A 21,589-nucleotide genomic window follows, 5' to 3' on the forward strand; every position below is an offset into this window, starting at 1 on the left:
TGTCACCGTCGAGCGGGTCACGCATTACCGTCCCGCAGCTTGCCCAGGTCCTTCTTCAGATCGTTGACGGGGATGGCGAAGCCGAGACCCACGCTGCCCGAACTGGACTGCGACGCCTGGCCGCCCTGCGAACCTGCGGGCAGCATCGCCGAGTTGATGCCGATGATCTGCCCCGCCATGTTCACCAGCGCGCCGCCGGAGTTGCCGGGGTTGAGGGAAGCGTCGGTCTGGATGGCCTTGTACGTGGTCGTCTCGCCCTTCACACCGCCGTTGAACTCGTCGCCCTTGTACTCGAACGGCCAGCCGCCGTCGCTCCCGCCCTGGCCCTGTCCCTGGTCCCCATCCTCCTTCTGCACCGTCACATCACGGTCCTTGGCGGAGACGATGCCGCTGGTCACGGTCCCGGACAGGCCCTCGGGCGACCCGATGGCCACCACCTGGTCACCCACGCCCACCGCGTTCGAGTCACCCAGCGCGGCCGGCTTGAGGTCGTCGGCGCCGCGCACCTTGAGCAGGGCGAGGTCGCGGTCGGAGTCGGTGCCGACGACGTCGGCCGTCATGGTCTTGCCACCGGTGAAGGTCACCTTCGCGGTGTCGGCGCCCGAGACGACGTGGTTGTTGGTGACGATCTCGCCATCCTTGGTGATCACGACACCGGAACCCGTCGACTGCCCGGACCCCGTCGCCGCCTTGATCTCCACGACGCTCGGACTCACGTCCTGCGCCACCCGCGCGACGGTCCCCTTGGCGGCTGCGGCGCTGCCCTTCGCCGCGGGGACGGAAGTGCTCGTCCCCGCGTCGCCGTTCAGCAGCTTCTCCATGCCGAAGGCCGTACCGCCCCCGACGACGGCGGCGGCAACGGCCACCGCCGCCAGCAGCGCGGCCGGCTTGCGCATCCGCCGCTTCTTCCCGCCACCACCGTGCGCCCCCGCACCGAGAGCCGCCCCAGCGTCCTGGCCGGTCGCCTCGCCGTAAGCGGACGCCTGACCGTGAGCGGGTGCCTGGCCGTACGACTGTGCCTGACCGTACGCGGGTGCCTGACCGTAAACAGGTGCCTGACCGTACGGGGGAGTGCTGTCATCAGCGGGTGTCCCGCCGTACGGCGGCAGTGTCGCGTAGGGCGGTGGCGCCGCATGGGACGGCTGTGTCACGTGAGACGGCTGTGCGGCGTAGGGCGGCTGTGCGGGCGGAGGCGGTACGGCTCCGTAGGCGCCTGCCCCGGCGTCCTGACCCGGCGCCCCCGCGTGCGTCGTTCCTGCGCTCGTCGTTCCTTCGCTCGTGCTCCCGGTGTTCGCGGCCCCGGGGTGCGTGCTCCCGGGGCCCTGGCCTGGCTCCCTCTCGGTGTTCTCCATGGAACCGAGGGTGGCCGGGCAATCTGAGAGCAGTCTGAGGAGCCGCTAAGAAACGCCGAAGTTCTCCCGCCCGTGCGGGGGGCACCCGCACGAACGCCGGATGACCAGCCCCGAAGGGAACTGCCGTACGCGGCCCTTGCCGCCGGGCACCCCCGCGTTCCGGGTGCCGGACACCCGCAGCGAATCGTCGAGAACGAGGTCGACCGCCGCCTTCGCCATCGCCTTGCGGTCCGAACCGACGGTGGTCAGCGGCGGGTCCGTCAGCGCCGCCTCCTTCACATCGTCGAAGCCCACGACGGCCAGCTCGCGCGGCACGTTGATGTCCAGCTCGCGCGCTGCCCGCAGCACGCCGATCGCCTGGTCGTCCGTCGCGCAGAACAGCGCGGTCGGCCGGTCGGGAGCGCTGAGCAGATCGAGCGCGACGCGGTACGTGTCGTAACGGTTGTAGAGCGACTGGAACAGGCGGCCCTCGACCGACTTGCCCGCCTCCTTCATGGCGCGGGTCCAGCCCTCGATGTGGTCGGTGACCGGGTCACCGTGCTCGGGCGTCGACTCGACGCCCCCGAGGCAGGCCACGTAGTCGTGCCCGTGCTCCAGCAGATGGCGGGTGGCGAGCTGGGCACCGCCGGTGTCGTCCAGTACGACGGCGACATCGTCGATGGCCTCGGGCCGCCTGTGCATCAGCACGACCCGCGCGTCCCACGCGTCGATCTCGGCCGCCGCGTGCTCGCTGGGGCCCGCGCTGATCAGGATGAGTCCCGAGACCCGCATCCCCAGAAACGCACGCAGGTAGTGCACTTCGCGCTCGTCGAGGTAGTCGGAGTTGCCGACCAGCACCATCTTGCCGCGCTCGGCCGCCGCCTGTTCGATGGCGTGTGCCATCTCACCGAAGAAGGGCTGGCGCGCGTCGGGGACGATCAGACCTATGAGGTCCGTACGCCGCGAGGCCATCGCCTGCGCGACCCGGTCAGGGCGGTACCCCAGCTCCTTGATCGCCGCGAGCACCCGCTCCTTGGTCGCCGGGGCGACGGGCCGGGGACCATTGTTGATCACATAACTGACAACCGCCGTCGAGGTCCCCGCCAACCTCGCCACGTCGTCCCGCGTCACCTTGGCCACGCCGCGCAGTCTACGCGTGTCCCGACACGCGCGGCCCCCACCTTTCCGGCCCCCGAAAAGGGCGGGGCACACACGTGCCCCCGCTTCCCCCGCAACCGCGCCAAGCCCCCACATACACACCCGGCGGCGCCGAACCGGCCCACCGGGACGGTGCTTTCGGCACCGCCGGACACGCACGTCGCGGACGGAGGCGGAGCAGAGGTGGCGCGATCGGTCGGCGTCAGTCGGCGTCGCGGCGGGTGGAGGAGGGCGTGGCCTCGCCCAGGTGGCTGGAGGAGGACGTGGCCTCGTTCAGGTGGTGGGGGGAGGGCGTGCCCTCTCCTACCGCTTCGCGGGCGACGCGTGCAGCCGCGTCGGCCACGGCGCGCTCCTCGGCGGATGCCGCCTTCTCCCCCTTCTTGTCCTTGTCAGGCGACACGAAGCGGTAACCGACGTTGCGGACGGTCCCGATCAACGCCTCGTACTCGGGGCCCAGCTTGGCCCGGAGCCGTCGCACGTGGACGTCGACGGTGCGGGTGCCGCCGAAGTAGTCGTAGCCCCACACCTCCTGGAGCAGCTGGGCGCGGGTGAACACGCGCCCAGGATGCTGCGCGAGGAACTTCAGCAACTCGAACTCCTTGAAGGTGAGGTCGAGGACCCTCCCCTTCAACTTGGCGCTGTAGGTGGCCTCGTCGACCGACAGGTCACCGTTGCGGATCTCCATCGGGCTGTCGTCCGCCGTGATCTGCTGCCTGCCGGTGGCGAGCCGGAGCCGCGCCTCGACCTCGGCGGGGCCCGCCGAGTCGAGGAGCACGTCGTCGACGCCCCAGTCGGCCGTGACGGCGGCGAGCCCGCCCTCGGTCACGATCAGCACCAGCGGGCAGCCCGGCCCTGTCGACCTGAGCAGCTGGCACAGGGACCGCACCTGCGGCAGGTCGCGGCGGCCGTCGACGAGGATGACGTCGGCGGACGGCGCGTCAACGAGCGCAGGGCCTTCGGCCGGCGCGACGCGCACGTTGTGCAGGAGCAGTCCCAGCGCGGGAAGCACCTCGGTGGACGGCTGGAGCGCGTTGGTGAGAAGAAGCAGTGAACTCATGCGCTGACGGCCTCCTTCATCAGGAGCGTGTGCGGCTGGGTCAGGAGCGTGTGCGGCTTCGTCGGGAGCGCGTACGGCGGATTCGACGGGCGCTTCGGCGTCGGTGTCGGCTTCGGATGGTGTGCGGTCGTACGGTCTCGGTTCTGCGGGGTTCGCTTGCCCATGACCTGAGTTCCCTCCTGGCGCCCCCGCCCGGGGGCACCACCCGGGCCGTGTGCCCGGGGGAAGTGTGGCGGCACTGCTTCGTACGGCACTGCCCAAGGACCGCTCCAGGCCCTCAGAAAGCACAAAAGGACCCGGGGGCGACGCTGCCCGGATCCTCCTAGCCCAGCAGAATACCCATATGAGCAACCGAGCGGTGTGTGACCTCGCTCGCCCTCCCCACGCGTTTGTCACGGAGCGTGGTCGGCACGGAGCGGTACGGAGAGAGCTGCGAACGGCGGACGGAGTGCGGATCGAGGCCCTCTACGAACCGTACGCCGGACCTGTCGAACCGGCCTCCGGAAGCGCAGGGCAGGGCGGTGGACCAGGCGGAACGCCGGGCGCGATCGTCCTGGCGCACGGCTTCACCGGCGCCCTGGACCGTCCGGCGCTGCGCCGCGCGGCGACGGCGTTCACCGAGTACGCGGCCGTGGTCACGTTCTCCTTCCGTGGCCACGGCGGCTCGGGAGGGCGCTCGACGGTGGGTGACCTGGAGGTGCTCGATCTGGCCGCCGCGGTGGAATGGGCGCGCTCGCTGGGGCACGAACGAGTGGCGACGGCCGGCTTCTCCATGGGCGGATCCGTCGTCCTGCGGCACGGCGCGCTCTTCCGTCCCGAGGGCGCGGGGAGCCACGAGGGCAGCCCCGCGCAGCGTCACGCAGCGTCAGAGTCGGCGTTCTTGGCGCACAGGGGGCGCGCGGGCTCACACGCATCGGCATCCTCCGATGCGGTGATCGCCGTCAGCGCGCCCGCACGCTGGTACTACCGGGGTACGGCGCCCATGCGGCGGCTGCACTGGGCGGTGCAGCGGCCCCTGGGCCGGGTGGTCGCGCGGTACGGGCTGCGTACGCGCGTACAGGCGGGCGACTGGGATCCGGTACCGCTCTCGCCCGTGGGCGCCGTCCCGCACATCGCGCCCGCGCCGCTGCTCGTCGTGCACGGCGACCGCGACCCGTACTTCCCGCTCGACCACCCGCGCTCCCTCGCTGCTGCGGCGTCTCGTGAGGCGTGCGAGCTGTGGATCGTGCCCGGGTTCGGGCACGCGGAGAACGCTGCGGAGATGGCGCTGCTGCACCGTATCGGCGGCTGGGCGCGCGAGCGGGCGGCGGAATCCGCCACGGCCCGTTCACAGGCACCCGGCGCGAGGCGCCATCATGGGAGCCGCGACGCGCAGGGCCCACGCGAAGCGGAGCGCACCGAGAACACCGAGGGCACCGAGGGCACGGACGGCTGAAGGGGATCCCCACCATGGCGAGCGGCACGATCCGCTACTGGGCGGCGGCGAAGGCAGCGGCCGGTACGGCCGAGGAGCCGTACGAGGCCGGCACCCTCGCCGACGCGCTCCAGCGCGCCCGCGAGACGCGCACGGAACGGCCGGAGTTCGCACGCGTGCTGCTGCGGTGCTCGTACCTCGTGGACGGCACCCCGGTCGGTACCCGCGCACACGACGCGGTCGGGCTCAGCGAGGGCGGCACCGTCGAGGTCCTCCCGCCGTTCGCCGGCGGTGCCGCGTGAGCGGGCACGGCACGGAGGGGCCCGGCGGAGCCAACGGGCCCGGGCCCGGGCCGGGATCGGGGTCCGCCTGGCAGGGCGAGGACGCCCGGTGGTACGAGGAGCCGCAGGGCTACGACAGCCACGGCCGCCCCCTCCCCCAACCGCTCCCCGAACCCCAGTCCCAGCCACAGCCACAGCCACAGCCACAGCCACAGCAGCAGCCGTACGAGCAACCCGCGTCCTACCGACAGCCCGAGCCGTACCAGCAGGCCGAGCCCTATCAACAGCCTCAGCCGTATCAACAGACCGAGCCCTACCAGCAGACCGAGCCCTACCAGCAGCACCAGCCGCAACCCCTGTCGCAGCCGTACCCCCAACCCGAGCCCCAGCCCCAGCCCCACGTGCAGCCCTACCCGCAGCAGCAGCCGCTTCCGCCGCAGGCGCACCCTCAGCCGTTGCCGCCGCAGCAGCCGGATCCGTACGACCACCAGATGTACGAGCCGACGTACGAGGTCACGCGGGACACCGGGCCCGCGCCGTACGAGATCCCGCAGCACCCGGCGTCCTACGAGCTGCCGCAGGAGACCTCGTCCCGGTCGCCCGACGAGACGTACGAGATCCCGGTCGTCCCCCGGCACGCACGGCAACAGCCACAGCACCTGCACCGCCCCCACCCCGGCCCTCTCCCCCCGGAACACCACACACCCATGCAGACACAGCCCCAGCCGCATCCCCACCCCCAGGCACAGCCGCAGCGCCCCGAGCCGGCCTCCGTCCTGACGGAGCCCGGCACCGCCGCTTCTCCCGCGACGGGGCAGCGGGCGCGTACGGGGTCGCCGATCATCGCGCCCGGCTTCCGGCCGGCCGCCGTCACGGTGGTGCTCGCCGCGCTGCTCGCCGGGACGGCGCAGCTCGGTACGGGCGCGCTGGCCGGTGCGGTCGTCGTGCTCCAGGCTCTGACCTCGGCCGGCTGGTACCGGCTGAACGGGATGTGGCCCGCGCGGCAGGGCATCGCGCTCGCGTTCCTCGCCGGGATCTCGGCGGACGTCGGGCTGCTGCTCACCGAAGGTGACCAGGCGCCGACCGTGCTGATCGGCGCCATCGGCGTCTGGTCCGTGCTGTCGCTCGTGCTGCAGCTGCGTAACCGTTCGAGCCCCGACGAACGCCTGTACGCGCTCACGGCTGGGCTCGCCGCGACGGGGCTGACCGTGCTCGCCGCGGGGACGATTCCGTCGGCGCCCGACGCCGTGACGGTCGGCGCAGCCGCCGTGGGCGTCGCGGCGCTGGCCCGCGCGATCCCGCTGCCCGCGCTGGTGTCCCCTGTGGTCGCGCTGCTCGCCTCCGCCGGTGCGGGAGTGGCGTTCGGCCAGCTCACAGGCATGGGGCAGGAGGGCGCGCTGCTCGGCCTCGCGGCCGGCGCCTGCGCTCTGGTCGGCCTGCGCGTGGCCAGCTACGACTGGCCCTCGCGCTTTGTCCACATGACAGCGGGTGTGGCTCTCCCCCTGACCCTTGCCGTCCCCGCCCTCTATCTCCTGGGCCGGGCACTGGCCTGAAACCCCCGGGCAGCCGGGGAACCTCCGGCGGGGGCTCTCCGTCACTCGGGTTACGCTCGCGAGGAAGCCGACTCCATGGGGGACCCGACGTAATGCGCGCACTTCGCATCTGGCTTGTGATCTTGATCGTTCTGGCCGGACTGTTCGTCGCCGCCGACAGGGTCGCGGTGAACCTGGCCGAGGACGAGGTCGCCAAGAAGCTCAAGACCGAGCTGGAGGTGCCCGCTTCGGGCGATGCCTCGGTGTCGATCGACGGCTTCCCCTTCCTGACGCAGATCGCCTCCAAGGAACTGGACGAGGTGAACGCGGAGCTGACCGGCATCACCGCGAAGGCGGGCGGGCGCCAGGTGCGGCTCAGCACCATCGACCTCTCGGCGCGCGACGTCCAGCTCAAGGACAACTTCTCCTCCGCCGTCGCGGCCGACGCGACGGGCACGGTGCATATCTCCTACGACGATCTGTCCAAGGCGGCAGACGACGGTGTACGCATCGGCTGGGGCGGCAAGACCAAGTCGGGCCAGGGCCAGGTGAAGGTGACCGCGGGTGTGGTCCTCCCGCTCCTCAACCGCACCATCGAACGCAGCGTCTACAGCACGGTCAGCATCACCGGGGGCGACACGGTGCGGCTGCACGCCGACGAGGTGCCTGGCTCGAAGATTCCCGGGCTTGAGGACGCCATCCGCAAGAAGATCGACTTCGCCCGCCAGATCGACAAGCTGCCCTCCGGGCTGAAGCTGGAGAAGGTCGAGGCGACGAAGTCCGGCGTCGACCTGTCGATGTCCGGCACGGACGTACGGCTCGCGGGCTGAGCCCGCCGGGCGCGCGACCGGCCGCCCTGTGAACGAACGGCCCGTGAACGGCCGCCCTGTGAACGGCCGAGCCTCGGCGGACTCCGTGCGCCGACCGCCGTACGCCTCCTGTCGTCCGTAGAGCGAGACGTCCCGTCCAAGGGGCAGAAGAGGCCCGTCCGGTCGCCCCCGCACCCGGTGTCCCGCGACACCTTCGTCCCACATCGCGGACAAAGGTGTCTCAGAGTGCGGATCGACGGTGACACGGCCCCGTACTCCTCCTTACGATCGAGCGCATGAAGCGACAGGCGGACCTCACGAAGCGACGGGCAGTCGACCTGTGCCGCATCGCCGCCATGCTGTGTCCCGGGTGCGACGGGCCCAGCGACTCCCGCTGACGGCGCGCGCATCCGGAGCCGTGCCGCAGCGCACGGTATTCCCCTCGCGCAGACCCGATGTTCCCGAGCGAACCGCAGCGCACGACCGAACAGCGCCGTGCGCGCGATGCCGTGTACGCGCACCCGCGCCGCTCGCGCACCGCAGCCTCTTCGCCGTACTCCCGCTTCGCCGTACGTCCGCTTTCCCGTACGTCCGCACCCGGCGCGAACTCCCCAACTCCCGCAATTCACCCATCGCATGAGGAGACCAGCATGAGCCGCAGCGACGTCCTCGTAGACGCCGACTGGGTCGAGGCACGCATCGACGACCCGAAGACCGTCATCGTCGAGGTCGACGAGGACACCTCCGCCTACGACAAGAACCACATCAAGAACGCGATCCGTATCGACTGGAAGCAGGACCTCCAGGACCCGGTGCGCCGCGACTTCGTGGACCAGGCAGGGTTTGAGAAGCTGCTCTCCGCCAAGGGCATCGCCAACGACGACACGGTCGTCCTCTACGGCGGCAACAACAACTGGTTCGCCTCGTACGCCTACTGGTACTTCAAGCTTTACGGCCACCAGGACGTCAAGCTTCTCGACGGCGGGCGCAAGAAGTGGGAGCTGGACTCCCGCGACCTGGTCGCCGAGGTTCCCGAGCGGCCGGCGACCGACTACAAGGCGAAGCCGCAGGACCTGTCCATCCGCGCCTTCCGCGACGAGGTCGTCGAGGCCATCGACAACCTCAACCTGGTCGACGTCCGCTCCCCCGACGAGTTCAGCGGCAAGCTGCTCGCGCCCGCCCACCTGCCGCAGGAGCAGTCGCAGCGCCCTGGCCACGTGCCCAGCGCGCGCAACATTCCCTGGTCCAAGGCGGCCAACGACGACGGCACCTTCAAGTCCGACGACGAGCTGAAGGCGCTCTACGAGGGCGAGGGCGTCGACCTGTCCAAGGACACCATCGCGTACTGCCGTATCGGCGAGCGCTCGGCCCACAGCTGGTTCGTGCTGCACGAGCTGCTGGGCCAGCCGAACGTCAAGAACTACGACGGCTCCTGGACCGAGTACGGCTCCCTCGTCGGCGTACCCGTAGCCGTGGGCTCCAACTGACCGCTCCCCGCGACCGAACCCCGAACCCCGAAAGGACCGAGTGACCACCATGTGCGGAGCGAAGGCAGGCGGCCCCGACGCCTCCACCATCAAGCCCGGCGAGACCACGATCCAGGGCAGCGTCACCCGGGACGGCGAACCCGTCACCGGATATGTGCGGCTCCTCGACTCGACCGGCGAGTTCACGGCCGAGGTGCCGACGTCCGCGACGGGACAGTTCCGCTTCTACGCCGCCGAGGGCACCTGGACCCTGCGCGCGCTCGTTCCCGGCGGAACGGCCGACCGCCAGGTAGTGGCCCAGGACGGCGGCCTGGCAGAGGTCTCCATCGCGGTCTGACCCAGCGCTGTGGCCATGGGGCCGCGGTTCCGCCGAGGCGGTGACCGCGGCCCCTTAGGCTGAGGGCATGGCGAAGAAGCTGGTCATCAAGGTCACGGCGGGTGCCGACGCACCCGAACGGTGCTCGCAGGCGTTCACGGTCGCCTCCGTCGCCGCGGCGAGCGGCGTGGACGTCAGCCTGTGGCTGACCGGCGAATCCTCATGGCTCGCGCTCCCCGGCCGCGCAGCGGAGTTCGAACTCCCGCACGCGGCGCCCCTCCCCGACCTCATCGCCGCCATACAGGCGAACGGCCGCATCACCCTGTGCACCCAGTGCGCAGCGCGCAGGGACATCAAGGAAGAGGACGTCATCGAGGGCGTCCGGATCGCGGGAGCGCAGGTGTTCGTCGGCGAGATCATGCCGGACGGCGTACAGGCCCTCGTCTACTGACCGCCCACCGGGTCCGCCGACCGCCCACCGCGCGTGCCGACCGCCGGCCCGCGTGTGCCCCGCGCCTGCGACTGCCTACCGAGGGCTCGGCGAGCCGCCTTGCCACCCGGCGATTAGACTCGGCCGCGTCACAGAACACCGCACTAGGAGCGCCCCGTGCTTGAGGCATTCTTCACCGCCCTGATGGTTCTGGTCTGCGTCGGCACCGTCGCCTTCGCCGGGCTCGCCTACAAGAAGCTGTACCAGGGCCAGCGCTGACCCCCACCCCCTCTCTCTACGGATCGACTGCCCCATGATCGAGATCCCGTCCGACCTCCACCCGGACCTCGTCCCCCTCGCCTTTCTGCTCGGCAACTGGACAGGTGCGGGCGTCGCTGCCCCCGTTGAAAAGCAGGGCAGGGACCAGGACAAATGCAACTTCGGCCAGGAGGTCACGTTCGGCCACGACGGCCGCGACTTCCTGGAGTACGTCTCCCACTCCTGGGAGCTGGACGCCGAGGGCAAGAAGGTCCGTCCGCTGGAGACCGAGACCGGGTACTGGCGCATCGACAAGGACCGCAAGGTCGAGGTCGTGATGATCCGCGACCAGGGCATCGCGGAGATCTGGTACGGCGAGCTGGCCGACCAGAAGCCGCAGATCGACCTGGTCACCGACGCCGTCGCACGGACCGCCGGCGCCGACGAGTACAGCGGCGGCAAGCGGCTCTACGGCTATGTCAACGGTGACCTGATGTGGGTCGGCGAGAAGTCGACCCCCGAGATCCCGCTGCGGCCCTACATGTCGGCGCATCTGAAGAAGGTCGTCGACCCGAGCGAGTGGGCCAAGGACGTCGTGGACCTCCCGGACGACGGCATCGCCTTCTTCAAGTAGCCGCCTCCTTCGCGGTGAGGCGCCGCCCGGCACTCTCCTACACTGGACCGCGTGGCTACCACCGACTGGCAGAGCGATCTGAGGGCGCGCGGATACCGGCTGACTCCGCAGCGTCAGCTCGTGCTGGAGGCCGTGGACAAGCTGGAGCACTCCACCCCGGACGACATCCTCGCCGAGGTGCGCCGCACGGCGGGCAGCGTGAACATCTCGACGGTCTACCGCACCCTTGAGCTGCTGGAGGAGCTGGGACTCGTCTCGCACGCGCACCTCGGGCACGGCGCACCCACCTACCACCTGGCCGACCGGCACCACCACATGCACCTGGTGTGCCGGGACTGCACGAACGTGATCGAGGCTGATCTGTCCGTCGCCGAACCGTTCACAGCGACGCTGCGTGAACGGTTCGGCTTCGATACGGACATGAAGCACTTCGCCATTTTCGGCCGCTGCGGGAACTGCGCCTCGAAGGAGCCGGACGACGCGTCGTAGGCTGGTCGCATGTCCTCCAGCAGCTCCAGCCCCAGCCCCCTGCTGACCCTTCAGGGGGCCGTCGCGGCAGAAGGTCCCGACGACGGCGTCGCCGCGCACTACGGCGACCTGTTCAAGGAGCAACGGGCGCTCGCCGACGGCACGGGGTTCGTGGACCTCTCGCACCGTGGCGTCGTCACCGTCACCGGCGACGACCGCCTCACCTGGCTGCACCTGCTGCTCACCCAGCACATGACGGAGCTGGCCCCCGGCCAGGCGACCGAGGCCCTGATCCTCTCCGCCAACGGCCACATCGAACAGGCACTCCAGCTCGTCGACGACGGCACGGCCGTATGGATGCACACCGAGCCGGGCAAGCAGGGCGAGCTGGTCGCCTACCTCGACAGCATGCGGTTCTTCTACCGCGTCGAGGTCGCCGACCGCACCGACGAGTTCGCGCTCGTGCATGTGCCCGCCGGCTCCATCGCCGAGCTGCCCACCGACACCGCCGCCGTACGCGAGACGCCCTACGGGCGCGACGTCTTCCTCCCCCGCACCACGCTGAAGGACTTCGCCGAGTCGCACGCCCCCGCGATCGGGCTCCTCGCCTACGAGGCGCTCCGCGTCGAGGCCCACAGGCCGCGGCTCGGCTGGGAGACCGACCACCGCACGATCCCGCACGAGGTCGGCTGGATCGGCTCGGCCGTGCACCTGGAGAAGGGCTGCTACCGCGGTCAGGAGACCGTCGCCCGCGTCCAGAACCTCGGCAAGCCACCCCGGCGCCTCGTCTTCCTGCACCTCGACGGCAGCGAGGTCCGCGTCCCCGTGCACGGGGACGCGGTGCGGCTGGCCGACGGGGGCGTGGAGGGCCGCAAGATCGGCTTCATCACCACCTCGGCCCGCCACCACGAGCTGGGCCCCATCGCCCTGGCCCTCATCAAGCGGAACGTCCCCCTGGACACCCCCCTCATCGTCGGCGACGACGCGACAGCCGCCGCCCAGGAGGAAGTAGTCGCCCCGTAAAGGGGGGCGCCCCGTAAAGGGGGGCGCCCCGCAGGGGCGCGAGGCTCGGCCATATATGCGGCTCCGCCGCGTGAGCGCGACAAGCCACAAACGACGGGCAGCCCGCAACGCACAGAACGAGGCACCCCCTACCCGGAAGCGAGGTCACACCTCCAGCAGCACGGTGAAGGGCCCATCGTTCGTGAGGGACACCTTCATCTGGGCGCCGAACCGCCCGGTGGCCACCTCGGCGCCCAACAGCCGCAGTTGCGCGACGACTTCGTCGACAAGTGGCTCGGCCACATCGCCGGGCGCAGCCGCGTTCCACGTCGGCCGGCGCCCCTTTCGCGCGTCACCGTAGAGAGTGAACTGGCTGATGACGAGCAGCGGTGCGCCTGTGTCCGAACATGACTTCTCCCCGTGGAGAATCCGTACGCTCCACAGCTTGCGCGCCAACTGCGCCGCCTTGGCCGCCGTATCGTCGTGCGTGACTCCGACCAGCACGCACAGGCCCTCGCCGACTATCTGACCAACGGCCGCACCGTCCACGACGACGCTCGCACCGTCCACTCTCTGCACCACTGCTCGCATCCCGCCATGATGCCGTGCCGCCATTCGCCATGGTGCGCTGCCGCCGTATGGGTGCTGGGCACGCTGCACTCCATGGGTACGGAGTGGCACCATGCGCACACGCGGTGCGTTCCTGACGCCGCGCAATGGGGATGAGGGGACACAAGCCCATGAGCACAACCGGAGCAGGCCGGACACCCAGCGGTGTGCCCGCGGCGCGCAGTGCGAGCGCCGGTACCGGCGGCGCACCCGCCGTCGTGCCCGTAAGGTCCAGGCCGCCGCAGCAGCGGGGGACGCGGGAGGGGCTGCGCGAGCAGGGCGAGGCGGATCTGCACGCGCTGCGGCTGCAGGAGCTGCGGACGCTGCGGCGTTCGGCGCAGCAGGACGAGGCGGATCTGAGCTATGTGCGCAGGCTGCTGCAGGGCCGTATCGACATCCTCCGGGCGGAGTTGGCACGCCGCACGTCGCCTGGCTCGCCGCTGCTCGACCTGCTGCCGGAGATCCTGACGGACGGCCCGTCCTCGCACCGCTCCTCGGCCAGGCACGTGACGCTGGGCGCCCCGCGCAGCGAGGAGTACCGGCGGCTGGCCGAGGAGATGCTGGCCGAGGTCGAGCTGAGCGATCTGACGGCGCGTACGGACGACGAGCTGCACGATGCGATGGGGCGGCTGATCCGTTACGAGCAGCAGGTCTCGCGCCGTCGCCACGCCCTTCAGCAGACGGCCGACGGGTGCAGCACCGAGATCGCACGGCGGTACCGGGAGGGCGAGGCGCGGGTCGACGACCTGCTGCCGTAGCGGCGGCCCGCTCGCCGTAGCGGCGGCCCGCCGACGTCCCGGGGCTCCTCTCCATCCCTGCCGGCCCCCACCCCTGCATAGGCACGGGTGTTCGGCCCTCCGGTTACGGTGAGAGGCACACAGCTGCCTGTGTGCACTCCCGTACCGCCGGAAAGGTCCCGCCGATGTCCGCAGCACCGCTCCCCCTTCTCGCCGAGATCGTCAGGTCCGGCTTCGTCGAGGGGCACCACAGGGGGTCGGTCGTCGTGCTGGGGGCCGACGGGGGCGTGGAGTTCGCGCTGGGCCTGCCGGACTCGCCCGTCTACCCCCGCTCGTCGAACAAGCCGTTCCAGGCTGCCGGTGTCCTGGCCTCGGGGCTGGCGCTCTCCGGTGAGCGGCTGGCGCTCGCCACGGCGAGCCACTCGGGGGAGCCCTTCCACCTCGACCTCGTCCGCACGATGCTGGCCGAACACGGGCTCTCCGAGTCCGACCTGCGCTGCCCCGCGGCACTGCCGATCGACCCAGAGGAGACCGAGGCGTACCTCGCCTCCGGCCAGAAGCCCTCCCGTACGGCGATGAACTGCTCCGGCAAGCACACCGCGATGCTCGCCGCGAGCGCGGCCAACGGGTGGCCGCTCGACACCTACACGGACCCCGACCACCCCCTCCAGCGGCTCATCCGCGGCACGCTGGAGGAGGCGGCGGGCGAGTCCGTCGCGCACACCGGCGTCGACGGTTGCGGGGCACCGGTGATGGCGCTCACGCTGACCGGGCTCGCGCGCGGCTTCCGTACGCTCGCGCTCGCCTCGTCCGAGACGCCCGAGGGCCGGGTGGCCGACGCGATGCGCGCGCACCCGGAGTACGTGGCGGGCACCCGGCGGCACGACACCTGGCTGATGCGGGGCCTGCCGGGCGCCGTGAGCAAGGAGGGCGCCGAGGCCGTACAGGGTGTGGGGCTGCCGGACGGGCGTGCCCTCGCGATCAAGCTGGACGACGGTGGCAAGCGGGCGCTCGGCCCTGTGCTGGCCCAGGTGCTCGGGCGGGTCATGGGCGTGGCGGCCCCGGTGCTCGACCAGCTTGCCGAAGCGCCGGTGCTGGGCGGCGGCGAGCCGGTCGGCCGGATACGGGCGGCGTTCTAGCCGGCGCGGTACCGGAACCGGCACCGCCCGTGCTGTCCCTCACCCGGTCTGCCCCTCACCTCGTCTGTCCCTCACCCGGCCTGTCCCTCACCTCGCCTGTCCCTCACCCCGCCCGTCCCTCACCCCGCGTCTCCGCGCGGCCGTTCCAGGGTGAAGGTGTCGACCGGCTTCAGTTCGGCGTAGGGCCCGTGGAAGGTGTAGTAGGTGACCCGTATCCGGGTTCGCGTGCTGTGCCGGTCGCCCGGGTCGACGTCGAAGGCGGCGAAGCCGTGGGGGTGCTCGCGGTCCTGCACGGAGGCCCAGGGAGCGTCCTCCTCCAGCCATACCGAGTCCTTGCGGTCCGGCAGATCGGGGCTCTGCTCGTCGCTGCGGGCCACGATGACACGTCCGCGCGGCCGTTCGAAGAGGCTCCGGTACGAGGTGGCGAAGTTGCCGCCGCCACCGATGACCATGTGGACGGTGCCCCTGCTGGTGTCGATCACGTCCTGGCGGGTGGCTGCCGGAACCGGGGTGCGGGTGTCGTTGGGCAGCGCGCCGCGCACCGGGTGGGAGCGCTCGTAGTGGTGGTCATGGCCGCTCAGCACCAGGTCGACGCCGTAAGCGTCGAACAGGGGACCCCATGCTGCGCGTACGCCGAGATCGCTGCCGTTGGACCGGCGGGCGCTGGAGATGACGGGCTGGTGCATACAGACGACGATCCAGTCCACCGCCGCGTCCGCGCGCGAGCGGCGTAACTCCCGTTCCAGCCAGCGGCGTTGGGCGCCGCCGGAGAAGCCGCGCAGATAGCTGTCGCCGCCGTCCTGGATGGCCACGTCGTCGTTGGCGAGACTGATCACGCGCACCGAACCGACGGTGAAGGCGTACCAGAGCCCGCGGGTCTCCTGGGTGCTCCCGGCGTGCGGCAGGTCGTAGTACGCCTGGTAGGCGGCGGCTCCCAGCGGGCCGTTGCCCCGCTCGTTCTCGTGGTTGCCCGCGCACGGCATCCAGGGCCTGAAGCGGGTGGAGCGGCTGTTGCCCGTGAACCAGTCCGCCCAGGTGGCGACCCGGTCCTGACCGAACAGGCCGCCCACGGAGGCGTAGCACAGGTCGCCGTTGACGAGGTTGAAGAGCGGCCCAATGCGTTCGATCGCCGCGACGATGTCGGAGGAGGCGGGCGAGCCCACCTGGCTGGAGGTGTGGAGCGGGTAGGGGCCGGTGGGCGAGGGCACACCGTCCGGCAGCTTGACGATCCGGCGCAGGTCATGGGTGCCCTGGTCACCGAAGCTGGTGAACGTGAACGGGCTGCGGCCGTGCGGTGCCATGGTGAAGACACCGGTCTCGGGCGTGGCCCCTTCGTGCACGGCCGCGTACGTGTAGGTGGCGGCGGGCCGCAGCCCGTCGAGGCGGGCGTGGTGGACGAAGACCTCGGTCCTGGACAGGCCGTCGCGGTAGCTGCGGGTGTCGGCGGCCACCGTGCGCCCGAATCCGCCCCCGAGGGTGCCGAGATGGATGCGCGGCCTGCGTACGGGCTCGGGCGTGAGCCAGGAGACGGCCATCTCGCGCGCCGCGTCGGCGCCGAACTGCAAGTGCACGCCGGTCACACCGGGAGCGCCCGCGCGCGAGTGCCGGGACCACAGCACGGGGGAAGCGGCGGCCTCCCGCGTGCCGGAGCCCAGGAGCAGCGCGGCTCCGGTGGCGCCGCTGCCGGTGAGAACGGTTCTGCGGCGGAGAGCGGTGCTGCGGTCAACGGTCATCTGGTGCCGCCTTCCTCGGCCAGGTGCGCGTATTCCGTGCGCAGTTGCCGCTTGAGGATCTTGCCGCTGGGGTTCTTGGGCAGCGCGGCCACCACGGCCGCGTACTTGGGTGCCTTGAAGCCGGCCAGTTGCGCACGGCAGTGGCCGATCAGCTCGTCGCCGGTCGCGCTCGCGCCGTCCCGCAGCACGACCACGGCCGTGACCGCCTCGATCCAGTACGGGTGCGGGATGCCGAAGACCGCCGCCTCGGCCACGGCGGGGTGCCCGTGCAGTGCCTCCTCGACCTCACGTCCCGCGACGTTCTCGCCCCCCGTTTTGATCATGTCCTTCTTGCGGTCGACGACGTAGAGGTAGCCGTCCTCGTCGACGACGCCCAGGTCACCGCTGTGGAACCAGCCGTCCCTGAACGCCTCGGCGGTCTTCTCCTCGTCGTTCCAGTAGCCGAGCATCGCGTGCGGCGAGCGGTGCACGATCTCGCCGACCGTGCCCACGGGAACGGCCCGGCCCTCGTCGTCGACCAGCCGGGTCTCGACGTTGAGCGCTGCCCTGCCGGCCGAGCCCGGCTTGGTGGCCTGCTCCTCCGGGCGCAGCACGGTGGCCAGGGGAGACATCTCGGTCTGGCCGTAGAAGTTGGTGAACAGGACGCCGGGCAGCCGGGCACCCAGCTCCTTGAGCACCTCGACCGGCATCGGGCTGGCGCCGTAGTAGCCCTTGCGGAGCGACGACAGGTCGTAGCGGCCGAATTCCGGGCTGCGCAGCAGCGCGACCCACACGGTCGGCGGGCAGAAGAGCTTGGTCACCCGCTCCTCCTGGATGGTGCGCAGCAGGGTGGCGGGGTCGGGCCCGGGGAGCACGACGCTGGTGGCGCCGAGCTGGATGTCGGGGGTGAGGAAGACGTGCAACTGGGCGCAGTGGTAGAGGGGCAGCGCGTGGATCTCCACATCGTCGGCCGTCATCGCGCCGTCGACGGCGGCCGACGCGTACTGGGCGATCAGGCTGCGGCTGGAGAGCATCACGCCCTTGGGGCGTGACTCGGTACCGGAGGTGTACAGCAGCTGCAACGGGTCGTCATCGGCGACGGCCGTACGGGGCGCGCTCGCGTCGGGGTGGCTCTCCCAGTCCGCCACGTCCTCCCAGCCGCCGGGCGGCGAGGCCGCCTCCCCGAGCCCGATCCAGCCCCGGAGCCGCACGGGGCTGTGGCCGGTCCCGCCATCGGTCCGGCCGTCGGTCCCGTCGGTCCCGTCGGTCCCGTCCGTCCCGTCCGTCCCGTCCGTCCCGTCCGTCCCGTCGACTTTATCGGCCCCGTCCGTCCCGGCGTCGAGTGCACGCAGGGCAGCGGCGGCGACGGGCTGGAGCGTGTCCTCGGCGAGGATTCCGGCGGCCCCTGAGTGCCGCAGGATGTACGCGACCTCCTCGGCGCCCAGCATGAAGTTGACCGGTACGGAGAGCGCGCCCAGCCGGGCCAGCGCGAAGTAGAGGACCACGAACTCCCGGCAGTTGTGCGACAGGAGCGCGATCCGGTCGCCCTTGGTCACGCCACGGTCGGCGAGCGCGTGCGCCGTACGGTTCACGGCGGCGTCCAGCTCAGCGAAGGTGTCGCGGCGTTGGCGCCAGACGAGCGCCGTCCTGTGCGGGGTCCTGGCAGCGGTGCGGCGCAGCAGGTCGCCGAGGGTGTGGGCGCGTACGGGAGAGGTGTCGGTCATGTCGGTGCTCCTCCTGGCGCTTCGGCGCCCGGTGCTTCGGCGCCGGGCCTGACGAGGATCTTGATGTGCTCGCCGGGGTCGCGCAGCGCCTCGACGGCGGCGGCCAGCCCGTCCTGGCCGACCTCGCCGGTGATCAGGGCGTCGGCCTCGACGCTGCCTTCGGCGATGCGCCGCAGGGTACGGGGGTACTCCTCGGGCGGATACACCATGCACATCTCGATGACGACGTCCTTGTAGATGCCGACGACGGGCCGGAAGGTGTCGTCGGTCATCAGGGCCCCGATCTGCATGATCTTCGTGCGCCTCGGCACCGCGTACAGCAGTTCGTTCAGCAGTCCGGGCACGGCGGCGCAGTTGAAGACGGTCAGCTGCTGCCCGGCCCCGGCCAGGGTCCGCCACACCTCGACGGGATCCTCGCGCCGGGGGTCGACGGCGCGGTGCGCTCCGAGTCGTACGGCGGCCTCCCGGCGCTTCGCCGACGGGTCCGAGACCACGACGGGTGCGACGGCACGCTCGGCGAGGCCCGCGACGGCGCCGAGACCGACGGGGCCGCAGCCGATGACGACGGCGGAGCCGCCGGGGCCGATGGCGGAGCGCGCGACGTTGCCGAAGCCGACGGCCAACGGCTCGGTGAGCGCGGCCAGTCGCGGCGGCACATGGCCGGGCACGGGGACCAGGGCCGCGCTCTGCAGCACCATCCGTTCGCCGTATCCGCCGGGGAAGGCGTTGCTGTAGCCGACGGTGCGCAGGGTGCCCGAACCGTCCAGCGCCCAGGGGAGCGCGACGACGATCTGGCCGGCGGCGCAGGCACCGTTCTCCGGGTCCGGCCGGACGACGCGGGCACAGAACTCGTGACCGAGGACGACATCGGCGTCCGGATCGAAGACGAAGGCCGAGCTGCCGCTGTCCCGCGAGGCCCGCAGGAACTCCTCGGTGTGCGCCAGCGCGCTGAGGTCGCTGCCGCAGATGCCGCAGGCGAGGGTCTCGACCAGTACCTGTCCCGGCCCGGGAACGGGCTCAGGGACCTCGTCGACGACGAGGCCGCCGGCCCGCATGACGACGGCGCGCATCAGGCCCCCCGCCGTCATCAGGCACCCCGGTGCTGTGCGACGGCGGCGTCAACGGCCTGGCGCAGGGCGCCGATGAAGCGGTCGCTGTGCGCGTTGGCCCAGGAAAGGCTCGCGGCACGCGGCCCGTTGGCGCCGGTGAAGTGCGGAACGACGTACTCCGCGAACAGCTCGAAGCTGCGCAGCGCCGCCGTGGGCTCGGCGACGTTCAGGGCGAGTACGAGGAACGTGCCGAACCCGCCGGTCTTCTCCGCCAGTTGCTCGATCCGCGCGATGGCGTCCTCGGGGGTGCCGATGACGGGTACGCCGAAGGTGGGGAAGCCGTCCGTCGTCCACTGCTCCAGTGCCTGCCGCGCGCTCGCGCCCCAGGGCATGGCCCTTCCGCTGAGCCCCTCGATGTAGCGCACGAGCCCGAGCACCCCCCACTCGGCCTCCGCGCGCGCCTGCTCACGGGTCTCGGCCAGGTGCACGGGGGTGACCAGCCGCCAGCCTTCCCGGTCCGCCGTGTGCCCGTGCTCGGCGGCTGTGGCTTCGTGGATGTCCCAGTTGGTGGCGAGGGTGGCGAAGCCCGCCGGGTCGCCCGCCGCGAGCGAGAGCAGCGCCAGGCCGTGCCGCCCAGCGTGATGCGCGCCGGCGGGCGAGAGGGTGGAGGCGACGGCGATCTCGGTGCCCCCTGGCGCATACGGCGGGAGCTGCAACCGTGCCTCGTTCAGCTCGTACCAGTCCGTGCTGGCCGTCACCACCTCGCCGCGCAGCAGCGGAACGAGTGCGTCCAGCGACTCCCCCATCATGTCCCGCTGGCGGGCCGGGCCGATGCCCATCATGAAGGCGTCGGAGGGCAGTTGACCTGGCCCGGCGCCCAGCATGACCCGCCCCATCGTCTGGTGTTCGAGCTGGCGTATGCGGTCGGCGAGCATGAGCGGTTGGTGGTACGGGAGCGAATTGACGCCGGTACCGAGCCGGATCCGCCGGGTGCGCTCGGCAGCGGCGGCGATGAAGACCTCGGGCGAGGCGATGATCTCGTAGCCGCCTGAGTGGTGCTCGCCGATCCATGCCTCGTCGAAGCCGAGCCGGTCGAGGTGCTCCACCAGCTCCAGATCGCGGCGGAGTTGACGGGTGGGGTTGCCGTCGGGTGAGTGGTACGGGGCGATGAACGCGCCGAATTTCACGGAGCCCCCTCGTTGGACACAGTGAGAACTTCTGAGTTCTTACGTCCTACTGCGGGGAAGCCGAAGGTGCAATAAGTGATGCGGCGTCAGTTGGTGGCCATCTCCCCGTGCGGGGCGGGTCCCGGGGGGCCGGGGACGGGGTCGCGGAGTCGGGGGCGGTGTCGCGGTGAGGGACGGGCGCCAGTTGCGACTGCGGCTCCCGTGCTCCCGGGGCTACGGCCTTACCGGCCAGAGACCGTCCCAGTAGCGCTCAGCCGCCTCGTGCCACTCCAGCCAGTTGCGTACGAACAGCGCGGTGGCCGCCAGGCCCGGCCAGCCCGCCGGCAGGAAGCGCGAGGGCAGGCGGGGGTCACGGTGGAAGGTCAGCCGCCAGGCGTGCACGAGCTGGGTGCGGACGACGAATGCCTCTTCGTCCGTTGCGGGGCGCAGCCCTTCGAAGCGGGCCATGAACTCCTCGTGCAGGGGGCGTACCGCGTCCAGGTCCCACACCTGCCCGAACAGCGCGGGTACGTCGGGCAGTTCGACGCGAGAGGCCAGCAGGACGGCGCGTTCGGCGACGCCCAGCTCCGCCAGGGTCTCGCGCACCGCTTCCTTGCCACCCGGATCGGCGGCCAGCCAAGCGCCGCGCCCCAGGGGGCCGAACCCCTCGAAGGTGAGCCGCTCCTCCAGCTCGGCCCGCACCGGCCTGTGCTCGTTCGCCAGCCGCAGCAGCAGTACGGGGAACTCGCCGTGCCACGGGGTGTCCTCGGTCGCGCGCCGCAGCCGCTCGGTCCACCGCCGCAGCAGCCTCATCAGCCGGGCGGTGAGCACGAGTTGGGTGTACCGGCCCTGGGGCTCGGCCGTCAGCCAGCCCTCATGGACGAGGCGCGTGACGGTACGCCGCGCGGTGGTCTCCTCCACACCGAGCGCGCCCAGCGCAGCGACCACGGTCACCGACCAGACACGGTCCCTGCCGGGGTAGCGGACGTACTCACCGAGCACCGTGAACAACAGCGCCCGCGCGCTCGGACTGCCGTCCGGCCTGCGGCGGGTACGTGGCACGGGTGACATGCGGCGAGACTAGCCGGGGCCCTCTCGCGCACGGTCCGCCGGGGACAAGCCGCCTCCCCCCGTGGCGTGGGAAGAAGGGAGGGGGAGACGGCATGACGGCGGCGGAACGGGATGCCGGTCGCGTGAACCGATGCGGTCGGCACAGTTGGCACTGGCTGGCGCGGATTGGCACAGTTGGCGCGGGTTGGCGTCCGGGTACCCGGCA

The 21,589-nt window shown here is 71.4% G+C and carries 22 protein-coding genes; 12 read left to right on the forward strand and 10 right to left on the reverse strand.

What is annotated here, in order from left to right:
• Positions 1-17 precede the first annotated feature (17 nt).
• The 4 genes from NMN56_RS28755 to NMN56_RS28770 form a co-directional block, all read right to left on the reverse strand.
• Positions 18-1,151: a S1C family serine protease gene (locus tag NMN56_RS28755; RefSeq protein WP_274045061.1), complete on the reverse strand. Its 1,134-nt coding sequence runs from the start codon at positions 1,149-1,151 to the stop codon at positions 18-20.
• A gap of 246 nt (positions 1,152-1,397) precedes the next feature.
• On the reverse strand, positions 1,398-2,471 hold the full coding sequence (locus NMN56_RS28760) for a LacI family DNA-binding transcriptional regulator (protein WP_274044881.1): 1,074 nt from the start codon (positions 2,469-2,471) through the stop codon (positions 1,398-1,400).
• A gap of 220 nt (positions 2,472-2,691) precedes the next feature.
• Positions 2,692-3,546 carry a response regulator transcription factor gene (locus NMN56_RS28765; RefSeq protein ID WP_274044880.1) on the reverse strand — a complete coding sequence of 285 codons (855 nt, stop codon included), beginning with the start codon at positions 3,544-3,546 and terminating at the stop codon, positions 2,692-2,694.
• Complete coding sequence (locus NMN56_RS28770) at positions 3,543-3,710, reverse strand: hypothetical protein (RefSeq protein ID WP_274044879.1); 168 nt, start codon at positions 3,708-3,710, stop codon at positions 3,543-3,545. Before NMN56_RS28770 ends, NMN56_RS28765 begins: the two co-directional genes overlap by 4 nt.
• A 179-nt stretch (positions 3,711-3,889) precedes the next feature.
• Between NMN56_RS28770 and NMN56_RS28775 the strand changes: the two genes are divergently transcribed.
• From NMN56_RS28775 to ygfZ, 10 genes are all read left to right on the forward strand, one after another.
• Positions 3,890-4,981 (forward strand): alpha/beta hydrolase family protein, encoded by a 1,092-nt coding sequence (locus NMN56_RS28775; protein WP_274044878.1) that lies wholly within the window; start codon positions 3,890-3,892, stop codon positions 4,979-4,981.
• A gap of 14 nt (positions 4,982-4,995) precedes the next feature.
• Entirely contained in the window at positions 4,996-5,262 is a 267-nt protein-coding gene (locus tag NMN56_RS28780; protein ID WP_274044877.1) for a MoaD/ThiS family protein, read from the forward strand.
• The gene (locus tag NMN56_RS28785; protein ID WP_274044876.1) at positions 5,259-6,794 is read left to right on the forward strand and encodes a hypothetical protein; all 1,536 of its coding nucleotides are present in this window, start codon (positions 5,259-5,261) and stop codon (positions 6,792-6,794) included. Before NMN56_RS28780 ends, NMN56_RS28785 begins: the two co-directional genes overlap by 4 nt.
• 92 nt (positions 6,795-6,886) lie before the next feature.
• Positions 6,887-7,603, forward strand: a complete 717-nt coding sequence (locus NMN56_RS28790; protein ID WP_274044875.1) for an LmeA family phospholipid-binding protein — start codon at positions 6,887-6,889, stop codon at positions 7,601-7,603.
• A gap of 629 nt (positions 7,604-8,232) precedes the next feature.
• The gene (locus NMN56_RS28795) at positions 8,233-9,069 is read left to right on the forward strand and encodes a sulfurtransferase (RefSeq protein ID WP_274044874.1); all 837 of its coding nucleotides are present in this window, start codon (positions 8,233-8,235) and stop codon (positions 9,067-9,069) included.
• Between the two features lie 49 nt (positions 9,070-9,118).
• Positions 9,119-9,406, forward strand: a complete 288-nt coding sequence (locus NMN56_RS28800; protein ID WP_274045060.1) for a DUF1416 domain-containing protein — start codon at positions 9,119-9,121, stop codon at positions 9,404-9,406.
• A 67-nt stretch (positions 9,407-9,473) separates the two neighbouring features.
• A complete protein-coding gene (locus tag NMN56_RS28805; RefSeq protein WP_274044873.1) occupies positions 9,474-9,836 on the forward strand; it encodes a DsrE family protein in 363 nt (120 codons plus the stop codon).
• A gap of 292 nt (positions 9,837-10,128) precedes the next feature.
• Entirely contained in the window at positions 10,129-10,707 is a 579-nt protein-coding gene (locus tag NMN56_RS28810; protein WP_274044872.1) for a heme-binding beta-barrel domain-containing protein, read from the forward strand.
• A 51-nt stretch (positions 10,708-10,758) separates the two neighbouring features.
• Positions 10,759-11,196, forward strand: a complete 438-nt coding sequence (locus NMN56_RS28815; protein WP_274044871.1) for a Fur family transcriptional regulator — start codon at positions 10,759-10,761, stop codon at positions 11,194-11,196.
• 9 nt (positions 11,197-11,205) lie between these two features.
• Positions 11,206-12,198 (forward strand): CAF17-like 4Fe-4S cluster assembly/insertion protein YgfZ, encoded by a 993-nt coding sequence (ygfZ, locus tag NMN56_RS28820; RefSeq protein ID WP_274044870.1) that lies wholly within the window; start codon positions 11,206-11,208, stop codon positions 12,196-12,198.
• Between the two features lie 144 nt (positions 12,199-12,342).
• Here the strand turns inward: ygfZ and dtd are convergent, their stop codons facing one another.
• Complete coding sequence (gene dtd / locus NMN56_RS28825; RefSeq protein WP_274044869.1) at positions 12,343-12,768, reverse strand: D-aminoacyl-tRNA deacylase; 426 nt, start codon at positions 12,766-12,768, stop codon at positions 12,343-12,345.
• 149 nt (positions 12,769-12,917) lie between these two features.
• Between dtd and NMN56_RS28830 the strand changes: the two genes are divergently transcribed.
• Entirely contained in the window at positions 12,918-13,544 is a 627-nt protein-coding gene (locus NMN56_RS28830) for an RsiG family protein (protein ID WP_274044867.1), read from the forward strand.
• A gap of 164 nt (positions 13,545-13,708) precedes the next feature.
• Positions 13,709-14,662: an asparaginase gene (locus tag NMN56_RS28835; protein ID WP_274044866.1), complete on the forward strand. Its 954-nt coding sequence runs from the start codon at positions 13,709-13,711 to the stop codon at positions 14,660-14,662.
• A 119-nt stretch (positions 14,663-14,781) separates the two neighbouring features.
• Here the strand turns inward: NMN56_RS28835 and NMN56_RS28840 are convergent, their stop codons facing one another.
• The 5 genes from NMN56_RS28840 to NMN56_RS28860 form a co-directional block, all read right to left on the reverse strand.
• On the reverse strand, positions 14,782-16,395 hold the full coding sequence (locus tag NMN56_RS28840) for a purple acid phosphatase family protein (RefSeq protein WP_274044865.1): 1,614 nt from the start codon (positions 16,393-16,395) through the stop codon (positions 14,782-14,784).
• Positions 16,392-18,098 carry an acyl-CoA synthetase gene (locus tag NMN56_RS28845; protein WP_274044864.1) on the reverse strand — a complete coding sequence of 569 codons (1,707 nt, stop codon included), beginning with the start codon at positions 18,096-18,098 and terminating at the stop codon, positions 16,392-16,394. Before NMN56_RS28845 ends, NMN56_RS28840 begins: the two co-directional genes overlap by 4 nt.
• Positions 18,095-19,186 carry a zinc-binding dehydrogenase gene (locus NMN56_RS28850; protein ID WP_274044863.1) on the reverse strand — a complete coding sequence of 364 codons (1,092 nt, stop codon included), beginning with the start codon at positions 19,184-19,186 and terminating at the stop codon, positions 18,095-18,097. Before NMN56_RS28850 ends, NMN56_RS28845 begins: the two co-directional genes overlap by 4 nt.
• Positions 19,186-20,334: an LLM class flavin-dependent oxidoreductase gene (locus NMN56_RS28855; protein ID WP_274044862.1), complete on the reverse strand. Its 1,149-nt coding sequence runs from the start codon at positions 20,332-20,334 to the stop codon at positions 19,186-19,188. Before NMN56_RS28855 ends, NMN56_RS28850 begins: the two co-directional genes overlap by 1 nt.
• 213 nt (positions 20,335-20,547) lie before the next feature.
• Positions 20,548-21,384 carry a PaaX family transcriptional regulator gene (locus NMN56_RS28860; RefSeq protein ID WP_274044861.1) on the reverse strand — a complete coding sequence of 279 codons (837 nt, stop codon included), beginning with the start codon at positions 21,382-21,384 and terminating at the stop codon, positions 20,548-20,550.
• Positions 21,385-21,589: the final 205 nt, after the last annotated feature.

It is taken from the genome of Streptomyces iconiensis, from assembly GCF_028657195.3.
Taxonomy (GTDB): Bacteria; Actinomycetota; Actinomycetes; order Streptomycetales; family Streptomycetaceae; genus Streptomyces; species Streptomyces iconiensis.

Bases quoted from the DNA above. Each gene is read 5' to 3' on its own strand.
- NMN56_RS28835 (WP_274044866.1), top strand. From the start codon at position 13,709: ATGTCCGCAGCACCGCTCCCCCTTCTCGCCGAGATCGTCAGGTCCGGC.
- NMN56_RS28790 (WP_274044875.1), top strand. From the start codon at position 6,887: ATGCGCGCACTTCGCATCTGGCTTGTGATCTTGATCGTTCTGGCCGGA.
- NMN56_RS28770 (WP_274044879.1), bottom strand. From the start codon at position 3,710: ATGGGCAAGCGAACCCCGCAGAACCGAGACCGTACGACCGCACACCAT.
- NMN56_RS28805 (WP_274044873.1), top strand. From the start codon at position 9,474: ATGGCGAAGAAGCTGGTCATCAAGGTCACGGCGGGTGCCGACGCACCC.
- NMN56_RS28810 (WP_274044872.1), top strand. From the start codon at position 10,129: ATGATCGAGATCCCGTCCGACCTCCACCCGGACCTCGTCCCCCTCGCC.
- NMN56_RS28780 (WP_274044877.1), top strand. From the start codon at position 4,996: ATGGCGAGCGGCACGATCCGCTACTGGGCGGCGGCGAAGGCAGCGGCC.
- NMN56_RS28765 (WP_274044880.1), bottom strand. From the start codon at position 3,546: ATGAGTTCACTGCTTCTTCTCACCAACGCGCTCCAGCCGTCCACCGAG.
- NMN56_RS28775 (WP_274044878.1), top strand. From the start codon at position 3,890: ATGAGCAACCGAGCGGTGTGTGACCTCGCTCGCCCTCCCCACGCGTTT.
- dtd (WP_274044869.1), bottom strand. From the start codon at position 12,768: ATGCGAGCAGTGGTGCAGAGAGTGGACGGTGCGAGCGTCGTCGTGGAC.
- NMN56_RS28830 (WP_274044867.1), top strand. From the start codon at position 12,918: ATGAGCACAACCGGAGCAGGCCGGACACCCAGCGGTGTGCCCGCGGCG.
- ygfZ (WP_274044870.1), top strand. From the start codon at position 11,206: ATGTCCTCCAGCAGCTCCAGCCCCAGCCCCCTGCTGACCCTTCAGGGG.
- NMN56_RS28800 (WP_274045060.1), top strand. From the start codon at position 9,119: ATGTGCGGAGCGAAGGCAGGCGGCCCCGACGCCTCCACCATCAAGCCC.
- NMN56_RS28850 (WP_274044863.1), bottom strand. From the start codon at position 19,186: ATGACGGCGGGGGGCCTGATGCGCGCCGTCGTCATGCGGGCCGGCGGC.
- NMN56_RS28840 (WP_274044865.1), bottom strand. From the start codon at position 16,395: ATGACCGTTGACCGCAGCACCGCTCTCCGCCGCAGAACCGTTCTCACC.
- NMN56_RS28845 (WP_274044864.1), bottom strand. From the start codon at position 18,098: ATGACCGACACCTCTCCCGTACGCGCCCACACCCTCGGCGACCTGCTG.
- NMN56_RS28795 (WP_274044874.1), top strand. From the start codon at position 8,233: ATGAGCCGCAGCGACGTCCTCGTAGACGCCGACTGGGTCGAGGCACGC.
- NMN56_RS28860 (WP_274044861.1), bottom strand. From the start codon at position 21,384: ATGTCACCCGTGCCACGTACCCGCCGCAGGCCGGACGGCAGTCCGAGC.